Here is a 19,138-nt window from a genome sequence, read left to right on the forward strand (position 1 = left end):
AAAGCCCGGTTCCAAAAAGGAACCGGGCTTTTTTCGACTGCCGAAGCGCTATTAACGCTTGGAGTACTGAGGACGCTTACGCGCTTTACGCAGACCCACTTTCTTACGCTCAACTTCACGAGCGTCGCGGGTAACGTAACCAGCACGACGCAGAGCGCCACGCAGGGTTTCGTCGTATTCCATCAGGGCGCGGGTGATACCGTGGCGGATTGCACCGGCCTGACCGCTGACACCACCACCGGAAACGGTGACGTAGATGTCGAACTTCTCAACGGTTTCGGTCAGTTCCAGCGGCTGGCGAACAACCATGCGAGCGGTTTCGCGGCCGAAGAACACGTCCAGAGAACGGTTGTTGATGGAGATGTTACCGGTACCTGGACGCAGGAAAACGCGAGCGGTTGCGGTCTTGCGACGGCCAGTGCCGTAGTTTTGAGTCGCCGACATAATGAACTATCCCGTTAGATCTTCAGTTCTTGAGGCTGCTGAGCAGTGTGTGGGTGAGCAGCACCCGCGTACACTTTCAGCTTGCGGTACATGTCGCGACCCAGCGGGTTCTTCGGCAGCATGCCTTTGACCGCGGTTTCGATAACACGCTCAGGGGCCTTGGCGATCAACTTCTCGAAGTTGATTTCCTTGATACCGCCCGGGAAGCCGGAGTGGGAGTAGTACATCTTGTCGGAAGACTTGGCACCAGTCACACGGATCTGCTCGGCGTTGATGACGACGATGTAGTCGCCGGTGTCAACGTGAGGGGTGTATTCTGGCTTGTGCTTGCCACGCAGGCGGCTAGCGATTTCGGTAGCCAGACGACCCAGGGTCTGACCAGCGGCGTCGACTACGAACCACTCGCGCTTTACTGTTTCCGGTTTAGCAGTAAAAGTTTTCATTCTCTAAAGCCTCAGAGGCCGCCCAGCGAAAAATAGACGGCGAATCTTACTGGATAGTGCACAGCTTGCCAAGGGCAAGCGCGCAGCCGAACGCTGACGCTTTTGGGGGCTCGGGTCGGGCACGCCAATGTTCGACAAGGGTTCCCTGCATGGTGGTGCATCACTTCCGCCACACGGAGAGGGGCAGAATTATCCAGATTGCAGGAAAAATTTCAACCTGCTTTTATGGGTCTCTTTGCCACGGAGCGTCTTCCCGATGGAATACCGCAAGCTTGGTCGTACCGACCTCAACGTCAGCGCCCTGTGCCTGGGCACCATGACCTGGGGCGAGCAGAACACCCAGGACGAAGCCTACGCCCAGATTGCCATAGCCAAGGCCAGTGGCATCAACTTCATCGACACCGCCGAGATGTACCCGGTACCACCGCGCCCGGAGACCTACGCCGCCACCGAACGCATCATCGGCAACTGGTTCGCCGCCAACGGCGACCGTGACGACTGGATCCTCGCCAGCAAGGTCGCCGGCCCCGGCAACGGTATCAGCCATATCCGCGACGGCCAGCTCAAACACAACCGCCAGCACATCGTCGCCGCGCTGGACGAGAGCCTCAAGCGCCTGCAGACCGACCGCATCGACCTCTACCAGTTGCACTGGCCCGAGCGCAGCACCAACTTCTTCGGCAAGCTCGGCTACCAGCACCTGCCCCAGGACATCTTCACCCCGCTGGAGGAAACCCTGGAGGTGCTCGATGAACAGGTGCGCGCCGGCAAGATCCGCCACATCGGCCTGTCCAACGAAACCCCGTGGGGCACCCTGAAATTCCTGCACCTGGCCGAAACCCGCGGCTGGCCCCGTGCGGTGTCGATCCAGAACCCCTACAACCTGCTCAACCGTAGCTTCGAAGTGGGCATGGCAGAGGTGGCAATCCGTGAGCAGTGCGGTTTGCTGGCCTATTCGCCGCTGGCCTTCGGCATGCTGTCGGGCAAGTACGAAAACGGCGCCCGCCCGGAAAACGCCCGCCTGACCCTGTTCAGCCGTTTTGCCCGCTATTCCAACCCGCAAACCGTGGCCGCCTGCGGCCGCTATGTGCAGTTGGCCCGCGAGCATGGCCTGGACCCGGCGCAGATGGCGCTGGCGTTCGTGACCCGGCAGCCGTTCGTAACCAGCAACATCATCGGCGCGACGAACCTCGAGCAACTGCGCAGCAACATCGACAGCCAGGCGTTGAACCTGGGCGATGAACTACTGGCGGCAATCGAGGCGGTCCATCAGGAGCAGCCGAACCCCGCGCCTTGATGCAACGCAGGCGCTGCACTGCTCTTTCGTGGGGTAGACACAATCGCCAAAAAATAAGACGATCCAGCCGGTGATTGACCACTCTACCCTATAAGAACAATGACAATGATGTTTACCCAACCCTCCGCGTCCTTGCGGCGCGTTAGCATCCTGGCCGTGGACAAAGTGTTCGCGTCGACACTCATGCAGGCCAAGGATTTCTTCCATTTGGCCAGCTTGCGCTACAGCAAGCAGCTGGGCCTGGGCCTGCAGCCGATGTTCGAGATCGGCCTGGTGAGCCCGGACGGTTTGCCCGTGGACAGCTTCAGCAACGTGCAGTTGCCGGTCGACAGCGGCCTCAACGATGCCGACGTGATCATCCTGCCGGCCTTCTGGGACGACTTCGACAACCTGCTGCAACGCTATCCGCAGGTGCTGCCCTGGCTGCGCGCGCAACATGCCCGCGGCGCGGTGCTGTGCGCCGAGGCCAGCGGCGTGTTCTGGCTAGCCGAGTCGGGGCTGCTCGACGGCAAGGAGGCGACCACCTACTGGCGCTTTTTCAGCAGCTTCGCCGAGCGCTTCCCGAAGATCCGCCTGAACCAGGACAAGCACCTGACCGACGCCGACAATCTCTACTGCGCCGGCGGCACCACCTCGGCCTGCGACCTGTACATCTACCTGATCGAACGCTTCTGCGGCGCCAACGTGGCCCGTGCGGTGGCCCGCGACATCCTCTACGAGGTGCAGCGCAGCTATACCCCGGGGCGGATGGGCTTCGGCGGCCAGAAGCTGCACCAGGACCTGATCATCCTGCAGATCCAGCACTGGCTCGAAGAACACTTCGCCGACAAGTTCCGCTTCGAGGATGTGGCACGCAACCACGGCATGAGCATCCGCAACTTCATGCGCCGCTTCCAGAGCGCCACCGGCGACAAGCCCCTGCACTACCTGCAGCGCCTGCGCATCGAGACCGCCAAGGGCCTGCTGTCGAGCACGCGCAAGAGCATCAAGACCATCAGCTACGAGGTGGGCTACGACGACGCGAGTTTCTTCGCCCGGCTGTTCCGCCAGCACACCGAACTGTCGCCGAACCAGTATCGCCAGCAGTTCATGCAAGAGGCCTGAATACGACAAGGGCCGCTTCGCGCCCCATCGCCGGCAAGCCGGCTCCCACAAGTTACGTACTGATCTTGTGGGAGCCGGCTTGTCGTGGCGACGAACCGCAGCGATAGGGCGCGAAGCGGCCCCGTTTCATCAGCCCTTAAGGCTTGTGCGCCCGCGACAGGAACTCGTGGGACTGCATTTCCAGCAGACGGCTGAGTGTGCGCTGAAACTCGAAGCTCAGGCGCCCGCCGGTGTACAGGTCCTTGAGCTCCACTTCGGCCGAGATGATCAGCTTCACGTTGCGGTCGTAGAACTCGTCGACCATGTTGATGAAGCGCCGGGCGATGTCGTCGGTGGTCACGCCCATCTGCTCGACATTGCTCAGCAGCACGGCATGGAAGATCTTGCCCAGCTCGATGTAATCGTTCTGGCTACGCGGCCCGTCGCACAGGGCGCGGAAGTCGAACCAGGCGACATCGTCGCAGGTGCGCAGGGCATGAATCTCACGGTTCTCGATCATCAGCACGTCGTTCTCGACGGCCTGGGTGCACTCTGGGGTCAACGCCTTGAAGCTGGCGCGCAGGCTTTCATGCGCAGCGTCATCGAGCGGGAAGTGGAACAGCTCGGCCTGCTCCAGGTGACGCAGACGGTAGTCCACGCCGCTGTCGACGTTCACCACATCGGTGTACTGCTTGATCATGGCAATGGCCGGCAGGAAGCGCGCGCGCTGCAGGCCGTCCTTGTACAGGCCATCGGGGACGATGTTGGAAGTGGCCACCAGCGACACGCCGTTCTTGAACAGCTCTTCCATCAGGGTGCCGAGGATCATGGCATCGGTGATATCAGAGACGAAGAACTCGTCGAAGCAGATCACCTTGGCTTCGTCGCTGAAACGCTTGGCGATGATGGTCAGCGGGTTCTTCTCGCCCTTGAGGGTCTTCATCTCCTCGTGGACGCGCTTCATGAAGCGGTGGAAGTGCGTGCGCATCTTCTGCTTGAACGGCAGCGCTTCATAGAAGGTGTCGACCAGGTAGGTCTTGCCCCGGCCCACGCCGCCCCAGAAGTACAGGCCCTTGACCGGCGTCTGCTCCTTCTTGCCGAACAGCTTGCCGAACACGCCCGGCTTGTTGTTCTGCGCTTGTACCAGGTCGTCGTACAGGCGCTGCAGGTGACGCACCGCAGTTTCCTGCGCCGCGTCATGGAAGAAGTCGGGGCGTTTCAGATCGGCTTGGTATCGTTCTAGGGGCGTCATGATTTCGTTAGCGAGGCAACAAAAAACGGGCCGTCACTGTAGCGACCGGCCCGCTTAATGGCAATCAGACTTGCGTCAAAGTGACTCAGTCCGCCTGTGGCGCCAGAGCCTCGCGCAGGCTGGTGATGGCCGCGTCACGGGCCTCGGCGGCCTCGAACTGCGGCCCGTCGGCAACTTGCTCACCGTTCAGCCAGAGCGAGAAGCCCAGGCCCTCGACCCGCACGTCGGCCTCGCCGCCCTGTTGCAGTTGCTTGCTCACCGCCCCCGCGCTCTTGCCATCGGCGAAGCTGCGCGACAGCAGCAATTGCTCGCCATCGGCGGCCAGCAGGCGGAAGCGGAAGCTGCCATCCTCGTCACGGAAGCTGACGAAGCGGGCGCTCTTGGCGGCCTTTTTCTTCACCTCGGTGCTGGCCTGCACGGTGGTGCGGAACGAGCGCAGGCCAACTGCCTCGCGCAGTTGCTCGAGGAACGGCGTGGCGATCTTGCGGGCCTTGGCGGCGCCGGTCAGGAGGATGTCCTCGAGGTCCGACGGGCGCGAGATCAGCTGGTGATAGTGCTCGCGCTTTTCGGCCAACTGCCCGTCGAGCAGCTGGAACAGGCGCTGCTTGGCATCGCCCCAGCCCAGGCCCTGCAGCAGCTCTTCGCGGAACTCGGCGCATTGCGCCGGTGTGGAGAAGGCCTGGAACAGGGTGAACAGGTGCGAATTGTCCGGATCCTTGGCCTCGCCAGGGGCCTTGGAGTCGGTGACGATGCGCGAGATCGCATCCTTCATGTCCTTGGCGCTGGTGAACAGCGGGATGGTGTTGTCGTAGCTCTTGGACATCTTGCGACCGTCCAGGCCCGGGAGCGTGGCCACGCTCTCCTCGATCACCGCCTCGGGCAGGGCGAAGAAGTCCTTGCCCTGGCCGAACAGGTGGTTGAAGCGCTGGCCGATATCGCGGGCCATCTCCACGTGCTGGATCTGGTCGCGACCAACCGGCACCTTGTTGGCATTGAACATCAGGATGTCGGCGGCCATCAGCACCGGGTAGCTGAACAGGCCCATGGTCACGCCGGCGTCCGGGTCTTCGCCGGCCTCGACATTCTTGTCCACCGACGCCTTGTAGGCGTGAGCGCGGTTGAGCAGGCCCTTGGCGGCGACGCAGGTCAGCAGCCAGGTCAGCTCCGGGATCTCGGGGATGTCCGACTGGCGGTAGAAGGTCACTTTGGCCGGGTCCAGGCCACCGGCGAGCCAGGTGGCGGCGATCTCCAGGCGCGAACGCTGGATGCGCTGCGGGTCGTCGCACTTGATCAGGGCGTGGTAGTCGGCCAGGAAGTAGAACGAGTCGACGCCGGGCTGCTGGCTGGCGAGGATGGCCGGGCGGATGGCGCCGGCGTAGTTGCCCAGGTGCGGGGTGCCGGTGGTGGTGATACCGGTGAGGATGCGCGTGGTCATGGGGGTTCGCTTATTCAGGCTTGGCTCAGTTCGAAAGGCGCGGCAGCAGCAGATCCTTCAGATCGGTCAGCTTGCCATGGAAGAAGTGTCCGCATTCTGCCACTTTCAGCAGCTCGTGGGGGCGCGACAGCGTATTTGACCACTCGTAGACCAACTGCGGATCGACCACTTCGTCGGTGTCCGGCTGCACGACGGTCAGCGCGACGCGCTCGGGCAGCGGAAACTGTTCGCTCAGGCGCATCACCGCCGGGGCGATCATGAACAGCTGTTGCAGCTCGACATCCGCCGCCTCCAGGCGACCGGCCAGGCTGGCGGCAACGAAGCCGCCGAAGGAGAAGCCCATCAGCACCAACGGCAGCTCGGGATGCTGCTGGCGCAGCCAGGCTGCGACAGCCTGGGCATCGTCCACCTCGCCAGCGCCCATGTCGTGGCTGCCGGCGCTCTGGCCAACGCCGCGGTAGTTGAAGCGCAGGGTGACGTAACCTGCATCACGGGCGGTACGCTGCAGGGTCGAGACCACCTTGTTGAGCATGGTGCCGCCCTGGACTGGGTTGGGGTGGCAGATCAGCACCGCGCCACGGGCATCGGCCACGTCCAGGTACAAAGCCTCGAGCTGGCCGGTCGGGCCATCGATGAACAAGGGGGTTTCGCGGATAAGCAAGGTACTACTCCGTGACCTCGTGAAGGGTCGACTCGTCTAGCAAAGGAATTCTGTTCTGATTTGCGATCGCTCGCGGTATACAGCGCAGGTCTGAGCCGTTAACGTAAAGCAAAGCCGTTTATAGAGGAAGGACTCGTGGAACACTCGCTCCTTGTTTGGTTGCTACCGACCCTGGCCCTGGTTGTCGGTGTCGTCGTCGGTTTCGCGCTGGCCCGCCTGCTGCCCAACGCGGCACCGAGCAATACCCAACGCCAGCTGGATGACATCCAGCAGCGCTTCGACAATTACCAGAACGAAGTGGTGACCCACTTCAACAGCACTGCCTCGCTGGTCAAGAAACTGACCCAGAGCTACCAGGACGTGCAGGATCACCTGGCCGACGGCGCCAACCGTCTGGCCCTCGACGAGCTGACCCGCCAACGCCTGCTGGCCGCGCTGCACTCCGAAGCCGCGCAAGGCCCGCGCGATCGCCTGACGCCGCCGAAGGATACCGCCGAAGTGCCACGCGACTACGCACCGAAGTCGCCGAACTCGCCGGGCATGCTCGATGAGAGCTACGGGCTCAAGCGCTGAATCGATGACATGAAGAAGGCCTCGCAAGAGGCCTTTTTTGTGGGCGTCTACTCGCCCTATCACCCCGCGACTGGCCGACCCAGATCACCTCAGCGATACCAGGCCGCCCCCTCCTCGCCGATGCCATAAAGCACCCGCGCCTGCCCCAGCACATCCATCGGCAACATGCCCTGGCACACCAGCCCATGCAACGCTGCCAGCACTACGGCATACCGGTCCACCTCGAAAAGCCGTCGCAGCTGCTGGCGCGTATCGCTGCGCCCGAAACCATCGGTGCCCAGGGTGGTATAGGGCGCCTGCACATACTCGGCGATCAACTGCGGCCAGGCGCGGACATAGTCGCTGGCCGCGATCACCGGGGCATCGCCGGACAGGCAACGACGCACATGGCAATCCGCCTGCTGCCCGGTCATCGCCAGGCGTTGCGCATCCCTGGCCCCACGCGCCAGTTCGCTGAAGCTGGTGACGCTGAACACCTCACTGTCGACCTGCCAGTCACTGGCCAGCAACTCGCCGGCGGCAATCACCTCGCGCAGGATGGTGCCCGAACCCAACAAGCGCACCTGGCCACGGGGTGTGCCCGAGGAATGCCGGGCAAAGCGATACATGCCTCGCAGTACATCGTCGTGCATGTCTTCGGGCAACGACGGCTGCGGGTAGTTTTCATTCATCACCGCCACATAGTGGAACTCGTCCTGCAGCTCCACCAGCATGCGCCGCGCGGCATGGTCGAGGATCACCGCCAGCTCGCCGGCAAAGCACGGATCCCAGGCCCGACAGTTGGGCACCATCGACGCCATGACCAGGCTCGATCCATCTTGGTGCTGTAGCCCCTCGCCACCCAGCGTGGTGCGCCCTGCGGTAGCCCCCAGCAACAGGCCCCGGGCGCGCTGGTCGGCGGCGGCCCAGATCAGGTCGCCGACCCGCTGGAAGCCGAACATCGAGTAGTAGATGTACACCGGCAGCATCGGCTCGCCATGCACCGCGTAGGCGGTCGCTGCCGCGACCCATGAAGAGATCGCCCCGGCCTCGGTGATGCCCTCCTCCAGCAACTGGCCGTCCCGCGCCTCCTTGTAGACCAGCAACGAGCCAGCGTCCTCCGGCTCGTAGCGTTGCCCGTGGGGCGAATAGATGCCGATCTGGCGGAACAGGCTGGCCATGCCGAAGGTGCGCGCCTCGTCGGCAACAATCGGCACCACTCGCGGCCCCAACCCCGGCGCCTTGAGCCAGTTGCCCAGCAAGCGCACCGCGGCCATGGTGGTGGACATCTCCTTGCCCTCGGCGTGCAGGGCAAAACCGCCGAACGCCTCCAGTTCCGGCACGGGCAAGGTGGCGCAGTCGTTGCGCCGCAGCGGCAGCGGCCCACCCAGTGCCTGGCGGCGCTGGCGCAGATAGACCATCTCCGGGCTGTCTTCGGCCGGGCGATAGAAATGCAGTTGCTCCACCGCCTCATCCGACAACGGCAGATGGAAACGTTCGCGGAAGGCCAGCAGCGCCTGCACGTCGAGTTTCTTGGCCTGGTGCGCGGTCATCCGCGACTCGCCGGCACTGCTCATGCCATAGCCTTTCTTGGTCTTGGCCAGGATCACCGTTGGCCGGCCCTTGCAGGCCCTGGCGGCGGCATAGGCGGCATGCAGCTTGCGAAAATCATGACCACCGCGCTTGAGGGCGTTGATCTCTTCGGCGCTCATGTGTGCCACCAGGCGCTGCAAGGCCGGGTTCTGCTTGAAGAAGTGCTCGAGGTTGTAGCTGCCGTCCTTGGCGCCGAGGGTCTGGAACTGACCGTCGGGCGTCGCCGCCAACTGGCGCAGCAGCGCATGCTCGTGATCGCGGGCGAACAGTGCGTCCCACTCCGAGCCCCACAGCACCTTGATCACGTTCCAGCCGGCACCGCTGAACAACGCTTCGAGTTCCTGGATGATCTGGCCATTGCCGCGTACCGGGCCGTCCAGGCGCTGCAGGTTGCAGTTGACGATGAAGGTCAGGTTATCCAAGCCTTCGCGGGCAGCCAGGGTCAGGCCGGCGGTCGACTCCGGCTCGTCCATCTCGCCATCGCCGAACACGCCCCAGACATGCCGGGCAGAGGTGTCGAGCAGCCCGCGATGCTGCAGGTAGCGCATGAAGCGCGCCTGATAGATCGCATTGAGCGGGCCGATGCCCATGGAACCTGTGGGAAACTGCCAGAAGTCCGGCATCAGCCAAGGATGCGGATAGGAGCACAGCCCGTTGCCGCCGACCTCCTGCCGGTAGTTGGCCAGCTGTTCCTCGCTCAGGCGCCCTTCAAGAAATGCGCGGGCATAGATGCCAGGCGCCGAGTGCGGCTGGAAGAACACCAGGTCGCCGCTGCGCTGCACGCCACCGCCCTCGCCGCGAAAGAAATGCTGGAAGCCGACCTCGAAGATCTCCGCCGCCGAGGCGTAGCTGGCGATATGCCCGCCCAGCTCGCCATAGGCGTGGTTGGCCCGTACCACCATGGCCAGTGCGTTCCAGCGCAGGATGCCGGTAATACGCTCGTCCAGCTCAAGATCGCCGGGATAAGCGCCCTGCTGCTCCACCGGCACGGTGTTGCGGTAGGCCGAGAAGGCCTGGGCCTCGCGTTCCAGGCCCAGCTCCAGGGCATGGGCCTGCAGGCGCTGCAGCAGGTAGCGGGCCCGCGCCGGGCCGCAGTGGGCCAGGGTCGAGGCCAGCGCCTCGCACCACTCGGCGGTTTCCGTTGGATCGCTGTCCAGGGCGGCATCAAGGGCCGTCAACGGCTCGTTCGGGTTCATCATCGCTACCATCGCGCAGGCCTCGTCCGTGGCGATTCAGGCACAGGCCTTCAGGGCCTGGGTAATGTCGGCAAGCAGGTCGTCGATGTCTTCCAGCCCCACCGACAGACGCACCAGTCCTTCCGAGATGCCATGCTCGGCACGCTCCTGCTGGGTATAGCTGGAGTGAGTCATGCTCGCCGGGTGCTGGGCCAGCGACTCGGCATCGCCCAGGCTCACCGCGCGGCTGAACAGCTCCAGGGCGTTCATGAAACGGCGCCCGGCTTCGATCCCACCCTTCAGCTCGAAGGCGATCATGCCGCCCGGCAGGCGCATCTGCCGTTTGGCCAGCGCGTACTGCGGGAAGGATGGCAAGCCTGGGTAATGCAGCAACTCGACCTGTGGCTGCTGCGCCAGGAACTCGGCCACCTGCTGGGCATTGGCGCAGTGGCGGTCCATGCGCAGGGCCAGGGTCTTGATGCCGCGCATCAACAGCGAGGCGTCGTGGGGCGAGAGCACGGCGCCGGTCATGTCCTTGAGCCCTTCCAGGCGGATGCGGTCGATCAGCGCCTTGCGCCCGACTACCAGCCCGGCAGTGATGTCACCATGCCCGGACAGGTACTTGGTGGCCGAATGCACCACCAGGTCGACGCCCAGTTCCAGCGGGCGCTGCAGGTAGGGTGTGCAGTAGGTGTTGTCGACCACGATGCTCAGGTCATGGCCCTGGGCAGCCTCGACCACCGCGGCGATATCCACCAGCTGCATGTTGGGATTGGCCGGCGACTCGAAGTAGATCATCCGCGTCTTGGCGGTGATCGCGGCCTTGAGTGCCGGGATATCGTTGAGGTCGACATGGCGGATCTTCACGCCGAACTCGCCGATGCCGTGGTGCAGGTAGGCGAAGGTGCAGCCATACAGGGTGCTGCCGACGATCAGCTCGTCACCCGGGCGTAGCAGGGTCCATAGCGTGGCGGTGATTGCGCCCATCCCGGAGGCCAGCGCCAGCCCGGCCTCGCCGCCTTCGAGCGACGCCATGCGTTGCTCCAGCAGGGCCAGCGTCGGGTTGGAAATACGGCTGTAGAAGTGCCCCGGCTCTTCGCCGGCGAAGCACGCGGCGCCGTACTCGACAGTCGGAAAAGCATAGGTGGCGGTCTGGTAGACCGGCGGCACCAGCGCGCCGCCGTGGGACATCGGGTCATAGCCATGGTGAATGGCCCGGGTGGAGAAACCGGTGTTGTTGTTGGAGTCGCGCATGGCAACAGCCTCTTGTGGTTTGTTATAAGCTTATGCCACCAAGCTGCCGCGCTTTTTCCAAACTTGCCCACGCAATCAGGCATGTTTTGAAAGAAAAACAACAAAAATAAAAACAGGAGGGCAAGATATGCCTTCAGCTCTCGACCGTACCGACCGCGCCCTGCTCGCCGCCCTGCAGGACAACGCCCGCCTGACCGTTTCCGAGCTCGCCGACCAGGTCGCCCTGACCACCTCGCCCTGCTGGCGGCGGGTCAAGTTGCTCGAGGACAACGGCTACATCACCGGCTACCAGGCCATTCTTTCGCCCAAGTCACTGGGCTTCGGGGTGACCGCGTTCGTCAGCATCATGATGGACTCGCACACCAAGGAAATGGCCCTGGCGTTCGAGAAACGGCTGATGGAGATCCCCGAGATCGTCGCCTGCCACAACATTTCCGGGCGCTATGATTTTTTGCTGGAGATCCTGGCGCGGGACCTGGAATCGTTTGGCGAATTCACCCGGGAGGTGCTGCAGCGGTTGCCGGGGGTGAAGGAGATCTATTCGAGCTTTTCGTACAAGGCGGTGAAAGAGCGGCGGGTGATTCCGGTGTCGGAGAAGCATATCTAAGGCCGCAAAGCAGCCCCAAAATCCTGCCTACCGACGTCATACAAATGAAAAACCCCGCCGAAGCGGGGTTTTTCACATCAGGCAATCAATCAGATCGCCCCACGCTGACGCAGCACATCCAGCACCAGCTTCACGCCTTCATCGACGCTGACCGACTGGGTGTCGATCACCAGGTCCGCATCCAGCGGCACATCGAACGGGAAGCTCTCGCCCGGGATGTTGTCGCCACCGGCGGCGTACAGGCCCTGCGGGTCACGCTCGCGGCAGGCCAGCGGCGATGCCTGGACGTAGACCGTCACCAGACGCTCCTTGCCGATCAGCGCCTTGGCCTGTTCGCGGCCTTCGGCGTCCGGGGCCACAAATGCAGCCAGGGTCAGCAGGCCGGCTTCGTTGAACTGGCGCGCCACATGGGCGGCGCGGCGCCAGTTCTCGGTGCGCCCGGCGCGATCCTGCGGCAGGCCCTTGTTCAGGTCGTGACGCAGGTTCTGGCCGTCGAGCACGTAGACGGCACGGCCCATGTCGAACAGCTTGCGCTCCACGGCGTAGGCCAGGGTGCTCTTGCCGGCGCCCGACAGGCCGCTGAACAGCACGGTGGCTGGCTGCTGGCCGAAGCGCAGCGCGCGCTCTTCGGTGGACACATGGGCCAGCTTGCCGTGTTGGCCAGTGCCGCCGTGTGGCAGGACCGGCGGGGCGATGATCATGCCGGCGCCGACGGTGCCGTTGGTCAGGCGGTCGATGACGATGAATGCGCCGGTGGTGCGGTTGCTCTCGTAACCGTCCAGGGCGATGGCGCTGTCCAGGGCGACCTTGACCCGGCCGATCTCGTTGAGTTGCAGCGCGCTGGCGGCGCCCTGCTCCAGGGTGTTCACATCGACCTTGTGGCTGATGCTGGCGATCGAGCCCGGCACATAGCTGGTGGCGCGCTTGATGTCGTACTTCTTGCCCGGAAGCATCGGCTCCTCGGCCATCCACACCAGCATGGCGTCGAACTGGTCGGCCACCGTTGGGACATTGTCGGCATGCACCAGCAGGTCGCCACGGGAGATGTCGATCTCGTCTTCCATGGTAAGGGTCACCGCCTGGCCAGGCCCGGCGTTCTCCAGTTCACCTTCGTAGGTGACGATGGACTTGACCCGGCTGCTCTTGCCCGACGGCAGCACGACGATCTCGTCGCCCTTGTGCACCACGCCACCGGCGATGGTGCCGGCGAAGCCGCGGAAGTTGAGGTTCGGGCGGTTGACGTACTGCACCGGGAAACGCAGGTCGGTGACATTGCGGTCGGCGGCGATCTCGACAGTCTCGAGGATCTCCATCAACGCCGGGCCCGTGTACCACGGCGAACGCTCGCTGCGGTTGACCACGTTGTCGCCCTTGAGCGCCGACATCGGCACGAAGTGCAGGCTGCTCGGCTTGAGGTCGATGCCCTCGGCGAACTTCAGGTAGTCGGCCTTGATCGACTCGAAGACCTGCTCGTCGAAGCCCTTGAGGTCCATCTTGTTGACCGCGACGACGATGTGCTTGATGCCCAGCAGGGAGGCGATGTAGCTGTGCCGGCGGGTCTGGGTCTGCACGCCGTAGCGGGCGTCGACCAGGATGATCGCCAGGTCGCAGGTCGAGGCGCCGGTGGCCATGTTGCGGGTGTACTGCTCGTGGCCCGGGGTGTCGGCGATGATGAACTTGCGCTTGGCGGTGGAGAAGTAGCGGTAGGCGACATCGATGGTGATGCCCTGCTCGCGCTCGGCCTGCAGGCCGTCGACCAGCAGCGCCAGGTCGACTTCCTCGCCGGTGGTGCCGGACTTCTTCGAGTCACGGGTGATGGCCTCGAGGTGGTCCTCGTAGATCATCTTCGAATCGTGCAGCAGGCGCCCGATCAGGGTGCTCTTGCCGTCGTCCACGTTGCCGCAGGTGAGGAAACGCAGCAGTTCTTTGCGCTCGTGCTGAGCCAGATAAGCGAGGATGTCTTCGCTGATCAAATCGGATTGGTGCGACATGGAGTAACCCTGAAAATTAGAAGTAGCCCTGACGTTTCTTGTCTTCCATGGAGCCTGCGCCATCGTGGTCGATGACCCGGCCCTGACGCTCGGAAGTCCGCGTCAGAAGCATTTCCTGGATGATGTCGGTCAGCGTTTCGGCTTCGGACTCGACCGCACCCGTCAACGGGTAGCAGCCCAGGGTACGGAAACGCACCTTCTTCTTGACGATGCGCGCCTTCTCTTCCTCGGAGAGGTGCTCGAGGATGCGCTCGTCGTCGATCATGATCAGGGTGCCGTTCTTCTCGATCACTTCACGCTCGGCGGCGAAGTACAGCGGCACGATCGGGATGCCTTCGAGGTAGATGTACTGCCAGATGTCCAGCTCGGTCCAGTTCGACAGCGGGAACACGCGGATCGACTCGCCCTTGTTGACCTTGCCGTTGTAGATGTTCCACAGCTCCGGGCGCTGGTTCTTAGGGTCCCAGCGGTGCTTGCTGTCACGGAACGAGTAGACGCGCTCCTTGGCCCGAGACTTCTCTTCATCGCGGCGCGCGCCACCGAAGGCGGCGTCGAAGCCGTGCTTGTCCAGCGCCTGCTTCAGGCCCTGGGTCTTCATGATATCGGTGTGCTTGGAACTGCCATGGGTGAACGGGTTGATGCCCTGCGCCACACCCTCGGGGTTGACGTGGGTGATCAGCTCCAGGCCCATATCTTCGACCATCTTGTCGCGGAAGCGGTACATCTCCTGGAACTTCCACTGGGTGTCGACGTGCATCACCGGGAACGGCAGCTTGCCCGGGAAGAACGCTTTGCGCGCCAGGTGCAGCATGACCGCGGAATCCTTGCCGATCGAGTACAGCATCACCGGGTTGTCGAACTCGGCGGCCACCTCGCGGATGATGTGGATGCTCTCCGCCTCCAGCTGTTTCAAGTGCGTCAGATTGTCGACCATGGCTACTCACGAAAAACGATCTTATGGACGGCCTGCGGGCCGTGTTCGAGCGAGCCACTTTATCACAGCACCTGATTCTATTTAGGAGGCTGCCTAGATCGAAACAATCTAACGATATGACTGGGGGTTTGGGGCATCTTCACGGCCCAATCGCCGGCAAGCCGGCTCCCACAATGACAGCGCTGCCCCTGAGAATGGCGCTATCCCTGTGGGAGCCGGCTTGCCGGCGATTGGCCATTAACGCTAGATCGGGTTGGGGCAATCGATGAACAAATGCTCCAGCGCAAACCGCCGCGCCAGGTAATCACCCAAGGCCTGCACGCCATAGCGCTCGGTGGCGTGGTGGCCGGCAGCGATGAAGCTGACGCCGTTCTCGCGGGCACTGTGGAAGGTCTGCTCCGACGCCTCGCCACTGATGAACAGGTCGACCCCCGCGGCGATGGCGGTGTCGATGTAGCCCTGCCCGCCCCCGGTGCACCAACCGACCCGGCGGATCATCTGCTCACCCTCGATGAGCAGCGGCTCACGCCCCAGCGCCTCCTGTACACGGCGGGCGAAATCCCGCGCCGATACCGGTTCGGCCAGCGAACCGACCAGGCCGACCACCTTGGGATTGTCCGGGTCCAAGGGGCCTTCGACGGTGATATCCAGCTGGCGCGCCAACTGCACGTTGTTGCCCACCTCCGGATGCACGTCCAGCGGCAGGTGGAAGGCCAGCAGGCTGATGTCGTGCTTGAGCAAAGTTTTCAAGCGCCGCTGCTTGATGCCGGTGACGCAGGGGTTTTCGCCCTTCCAGAAGTAGCCGTGATGGACCAGTACCAGATCAGCCTCGGCCTCGACTGCGGCGTCCAGCAGCGCCTGGCTGGCGGTCACGCCGCTGACGATGCGGCTGACCTGGGGGCGGCCCTCGACCTGCAGGCCATTGGGGCAGTAATCCTGGATCCTCGCGCTGGCCAGGTAGCGCTCGGCTTCCTCGACCAGGGTATTGAGGGCTACGGCCATGAAAAATCTCCTCGAATTCGGCGTTGCGGCGGGCGTCAGGCCCTATAATGGCCGCCATTATGGGCCGTCGCCGGCGCGGGGGAAACCGCTGGCGAGCGCTCGGGGTGTCCAGCCATCGCCGTTCGGTTTCTTCAGGTGTATGATCGCGCCCGCTCGCGCCCCGGGCCACATTGACACGGCCCCCGCCCTACTCCCAGGATCGATTCATGCTCAAGGCTCTGCGTTACTTCGGCTGGCCCCTGCTCACCGGTGTGCTGATCGCCATGCTGGTCATCCAGCGCTTCCCCGAATGGGTTGGCCTGCCCAGCCAGGACGTCAACCTGCAACAAGCCCCACAAACCACCAAGCTCATGCAGGGCCCGGTCTCCTACGCCGATGCCGTGACCCTGGCCGCGCCCGCGGTGGTCAACCTCTACACCACCAAGGTGGTGAACAAGAGCGCCCACCCGCTGTTCGAGGATCCACAGTTCCGCCGCTTCTTCGGCGACAACCTGCCCAAGCAGCGGCGTTGGGAGTCGAGCCTGGGCTCGGCGGTAATCATGAGCCCGGAAGGCTACCTGCTGACCAACAACCACGTCACCAGCGGCGCCGACCAGATCGTCGTGGCCCTCAAGGATGGCCGCGAAACACTCGCGCGGGTGATCGGCAGCGATCCGGAAACCGACCTGGCGGTACTGAAGATCGACCTCAAGAGCCTGCCGGCGATCACCATCGGCCGCTCCGACAGCATCCATATCGGTGACGTGACCCTGGCCATCGGCAACCCCTTCGGTGTCGGCCAGACCGTGACCATGGGCATCATCAGCGCCACCGGCCGCAACCAGCTGGGCCTGAACAACTACGAAGACTTCATCCAGACCGACGCTGCGATCAACCCGGGCAACTCCGGCGGTGCGCTGGTGGATGCCAACGGCAACCTGGTGGGTATCAACACCGCGATCTTCTCGAAGTCCGGCGGCTCCCAGGGCATTGGCTTCGCCATCCCGGTCAAGCTGGCGCTGGAGGTGATGAAGTCGATCGTCGAGCATGGCCAGGTGATTCGTGGCTGGCTGGGCATCGAAGTGCAGCCGTTGAGCCAGGAATTGGCCGACTCGTTCGGCATGCAGGGCCGCCCCGGTATCGTCGTGGCGGGGATCTTCCGCGATGGCCCGGCGGCGCGCGCCGGGTTGCAGCTGGGCGACGTGATCCTGAGCATCAATGGCGAACCGGCCGGCGACGGGCGCAAGTCGATGAACCAGGTGGCGCGGATCAAGCCCAACGAGAAGATCACCATCGAGGTGGTGCGCAATGGTCAGCAGCTCAAGCTGGTGGCCGAGGTGGGGTTGCGGCCACCACCAGCGCCGGTGACCGCAAAAGAAGAGAAGTAAGGCTACAGGAGTGGGAGCAACTGCCCTGTGTCGTTTGCAAGGGCCTCATCGCTGGCAAGCCAGCTCCCACAGGAACGGCGCTTGACTCGAGGGCAGCGCGGTCGGAGTGGGAGCCGGCTTGTCGTGGCGACGAACCGCGGCGAAAGGGCCGCGAAGCGGCCCCTGGTACATCAATGCAGGATCTGGCTCAGGAACAGCTTGGTCCGGTCACTGCGCGGTCGGTCGAAGAAATCATCCGGCGCCGCCTGCTCGACGATCTCCCCCTTGTCCATGAAGATCACCCGGTTCGCCACGGTGCGGGCAAAGCCCATCTCGTGGGTCACGCAGAGCATGGTCATGCCATCTTCGGCCAGGCTGACCATGGTATCCAGCACCTCTTTGACCATCTCCGGGTCCAGCGCCGAAGTCGGTTCGTCGAACAGCATGATCTTCGGTTTCATGCACAGCGCCCGGGCAATCGCCACCCGCTGCTGCTGACCGCCGGACAACTGCCCTGGGTACTTGTGCGCCTGCTCCGGAATGCGCACGCGCTCGAGGAAGTGCATGGCGATTTCCTCGGCCTTGCGCCGCGGCAGCTTGCGCACCCACATGGGCGCCAGGGTGCAGTTCTCGAGGATGGTCAGGTGCGGGAACAGGTTGAAGTGCTGGAACACCATGCCCACCTCGCGGCGGATCGCCTCGATCTGCTTGAGGTCGTTGGTCAGCTCGACGCCGTCGACGACGATACGCCCCTGTTGATGCTCTTCCAGCCGGTTGAGGCAGCGGATGGTGGTCGACTTGCCCGAGCCCGAAGGCCCGCACAGCACGATGCGCTCGCCCTGGCGCACATTCAGGTTGATGTCCTTGAGCACATGGAACTGGCCGTACCACTTGTTCACGCCCTGCATCTGGATGATGCCTTCGGGGCCGGCAGGCTGCTTGATCGCTTCACTCATTTCGAAACTCCTAACGCTTGTGGCCAGTGTCCAGCTTGCGCTCCAGATGCATGGAGTAGCGGGACATACCGAAACAGAAAATCCAGAACACCAGGGCGGCGAACACATAGCCCTCGGTCGCCATGCCCAGCCAGGCAGGGTCGGCAGCGGCCTGCTTGACGCTGTTGAGCAGGTCGAACAGGCCGATGATGATCACCAGGCTCGTGTCCTTGAACAGGGCGATGAAGGTGTTGACGATGCCGGGGATCACCAGCTTGAGCGCCTGGGGCAGGATCACCAGGCCCATCGCCCGCCAGTAGCCCAGGCCCATGGCTGCGGCGGCTTCGTACTGGCCCTTGGGGATGGCCTGCAGGCCGCCGCGCACCACCTCGGCGATGTACGCCGACTGGAACAGGATCACGCCGATCATCGCCCGCAGCAGCTTGTCGAAGCTCATGCCTTCGGGTAGGAACAACGGCAGCATCACCGAGGACATGAACAGCACGGTGATCAGCGGCACGCCGCGCCAGAACTCGATGAAGGTCACGCAGACCACCTTCACCGCCGGCATGTTCGAGCGCCGCCCCAACGCCAGCAGGATGCCCAGTGGCAAGGCGCCGACAATGCCGACCGTGGCGATCACCAGGGTCAGCATCAGGCCGCCCCATTGGCTGGTGGGCACTGTGTCCAGGCCCAGCGTGCCACCGTGCAGCAGGATGTAGGCCAGGATCGGGTACAGCACCAGGAAGCCCAGGCCGTACACGGCCTTGCGTGGGAAGCGCTTGATGAACAGCGGGGCAGCGCCGAGCACGGCGAGCCACACCGTCAGGTCGACGCGCCAGCGCAGTTCCGTCGGGTAGTAGCCGTACATGAACTGGCCGAAGCGCTGCTGGATGAACACCCAGCAGGCGCCCTCCTTGGTGCAGTCGGCGCGGGTGGTGCCGACCCAGTTGGCGTCGATGAACGCCCACTGCACCAGCGGCGGCACGATCAGCCACACCAGGTACAGCGCGAACAATGTCAGCAGGGTGTTGAGCCAGCTGGAAAACAGGTTGGCCCGCATCCAGGCGAGCACGCCAACGGTCTTCACCGGTGGCGGCATGTCGGGTTTGAAAACATGGGCTGTCACGGAAG

The 19,138-nt window shown here is 63.7% G+C and carries 17 protein-coding genes; 5 read left to right on the forward strand and 12 right to left on the reverse strand.

The genetic code is table 11. The features are described 5' to 3' along the window. Positions 1–51: 51 nt before the first annotated feature. Together rpsI and rplM are read right to left on the reverse strand one after the other, a co-directional pair. Positions 52–444, reverse strand: a complete 393-nt coding sequence (rpsI, locus tag KSS90_RS21245) for a 30S ribosomal protein S9 (protein ID WP_003260797.1) — start codon at positions 442–444, stop codon at positions 52–54. A 14-nt stretch (positions 445–458) separates the two neighbouring features. Next, positions 459–887: a 50S ribosomal protein L13 gene (gene rplM / locus KSS90_RS21250; RefSeq protein WP_008097538.1), complete on the reverse strand. Its 429-nt coding sequence runs from the start codon at positions 885–887 to the stop codon at positions 459–461. 256 nt (positions 888–1,143) lie between these two features. Here rplM and KSS90_RS21255 point away from each other — a divergent pair, with 256 nt between their 5' ends. Next, complete coding sequence (locus tag KSS90_RS21255) at positions 1,144–2,184, forward strand: NADP(H)-dependent aldo-keto reductase (protein ID WP_217867153.1); 1,041 nt, start codon at positions 1,144–1,146, stop codon at positions 2,182–2,184. A gap of 207 nt (positions 2,185–2,391) precedes the next feature. After that, a complete protein-coding gene (locus KSS90_RS21260) occupies positions 2,392–3,288 on the forward strand; it encodes a GlxA family transcriptional regulator (protein WP_167335949.1) in 897 nt (298 codons plus the stop codon). Between the two features lie 136 nt (positions 3,289–3,424). Here the strand turns inward: KSS90_RS21260 and zapE are convergent, their stop codons facing one another. From zapE to KSS90_RS21275, 3 genes are all read right to left on the reverse strand, one after another. Further along, positions 3,425–4,519, reverse strand: a complete 1,095-nt coding sequence (gene zapE / locus KSS90_RS21265; RefSeq protein ID WP_217867154.1) for a cell division protein ZapE — start codon at positions 4,517–4,519, stop codon at positions 3,425–3,427. Between the two features lie 85 nt (positions 4,520–4,604). Further along, on the reverse strand, positions 4,605–5,954 hold the full coding sequence (locus KSS90_RS21270) for a tryptophan--tRNA ligase (RefSeq protein ID WP_217867155.1): 1,350 nt from the start codon (positions 5,952–5,954) through the stop codon (positions 4,605–4,607). Between the two features lie 25 nt (positions 5,955–5,979). Then, positions 5,980–6,615, reverse strand: a complete 636-nt coding sequence (locus KSS90_RS21275; RefSeq protein ID WP_217867156.1) for an alpha/beta hydrolase — start codon at positions 6,613–6,615, stop codon at positions 5,980–5,982. A 135-nt stretch (positions 6,616–6,750) separates the two neighbouring features. Here KSS90_RS21275 and KSS90_RS21280 point away from each other — a divergent pair, with 135 nt between their 5' ends. Further along, on the forward strand, positions 6,751–7,188 hold the full coding sequence (locus tag KSS90_RS21280; protein WP_023630140.1) for a Z-ring associated ZapG family protein: 438 nt from the start codon (positions 6,751–6,753) through the stop codon (positions 7,186–7,188). A gap of 89 nt (positions 7,189–7,277) precedes the next feature. Here KSS90_RS21280 and mdeB read toward each other — a convergent pair whose 3' ends face one another. Further along, positions 7,278–9,959: an alpha-ketoglutarate dehydrogenase gene (mdeB, locus tag KSS90_RS21285; RefSeq protein WP_225933202.1), complete on the reverse strand. Its 2,682-nt coding sequence runs from the start codon at positions 9,957–9,959 to the stop codon at positions 7,278–7,280. A 33-nt stretch (positions 9,960–9,992) separates the two neighbouring features. Then, positions 9,993–11,189 (reverse strand): methionine gamma-lyase, encoded by a 1,197-nt coding sequence (locus KSS90_RS21290; RefSeq protein ID WP_217867158.1) that lies wholly within the window; start codon positions 11,187–11,189, stop codon positions 9,993–9,995. Positions 11,190–11,316: 127 nt separating this feature from the next. Here KSS90_RS21290 and KSS90_RS21295 point away from each other — a divergent pair, with 127 nt between their 5' ends. Further along, complete coding sequence (locus KSS90_RS21295; protein WP_046857027.1) at positions 11,317–11,796, forward strand: Lrp/AsnC family transcriptional regulator; 480 nt, start codon at positions 11,317–11,319, stop codon at positions 11,794–11,796. A gap of 89 nt (positions 11,797–11,885) precedes the next feature. Here the strand turns inward: KSS90_RS21295 and cysN are convergent, their stop codons facing one another. The 3 genes from cysN to KSS90_RS21310 all read right to left on the reverse strand — a co-directional run bounded on the left by cysN (position 11,886) and on the right by KSS90_RS21310 (position 15,723). After that, positions 11,886–13,787: a sulfate adenylyltransferase subunit CysN gene (gene cysN, locus KSS90_RS21300; RefSeq protein ID WP_217867159.1), complete on the reverse strand. Its 1,902-nt coding sequence runs from the start codon at positions 13,785–13,787 to the stop codon at positions 11,886–11,888. A 16-nt stretch (positions 13,788–13,803) separates the two neighbouring features. After that, on the reverse strand, positions 13,804–14,721 hold the full coding sequence (gene cysD, locus KSS90_RS21305) for a sulfate adenylyltransferase subunit CysD (RefSeq protein WP_217867160.1): 918 nt from the start codon (positions 14,719–14,721) through the stop codon (positions 13,804–13,806). A 243-nt stretch (positions 14,722–14,964) separates the two neighbouring features. Continuing rightward, positions 14,965–15,723, reverse strand: coding sequence for a Nif3-like dinuclear metal center hexameric protein (locus KSS90_RS21310; RefSeq protein WP_217867161.1), 759 nt, complete (start codon positions 15,721–15,723; stop codon positions 14,965–14,967). 206 nt (positions 15,724–15,929) lie between these two features. Between KSS90_RS21310 and algW the strand changes: the two genes are divergently transcribed. Further along, positions 15,930–17,090 (forward strand): Do family serine endopeptidase AlgW, encoded by a 1,161-nt coding sequence (gene algW, locus KSS90_RS21315; protein ID WP_217867162.1) that lies wholly within the window; start codon positions 15,930–15,932, stop codon positions 17,088–17,090. Positions 17,091–17,260: 170 nt separating this feature from the next. Here algW and KSS90_RS21320 read toward each other — a convergent pair whose 3' ends face one another. Together KSS90_RS21320 and KSS90_RS21325 are read right to left on the reverse strand one after the other, a co-directional pair. Beyond that, complete coding sequence (locus KSS90_RS21320; protein ID WP_050703824.1) at positions 17,261–18,025, reverse strand: amino acid ABC transporter ATP-binding protein; 765 nt, start codon at positions 18,023–18,025, stop codon at positions 17,261–17,263. A 10-nt stretch (positions 18,026–18,035) separates the two neighbouring features. Beyond that, on the reverse strand, positions 18,036–19,133 hold the full coding sequence (locus KSS90_RS21325) for an amino acid ABC transporter permease (protein WP_023629379.1): 1,098 nt from the start codon (positions 19,131–19,133) through the stop codon (positions 18,036–18,038). Positions 19,134–19,138: the final 5 nt, after the last annotated feature.

This window comes from Pseudomonas maumuensis (assembly GCF_019139675.1).
GTDB classification, from domain to species: Bacteria; Pseudomonadota; Gammaproteobacteria; order Pseudomonadales; family Pseudomonadaceae; genus Aquipseudomonas; species Aquipseudomonas maumuensis.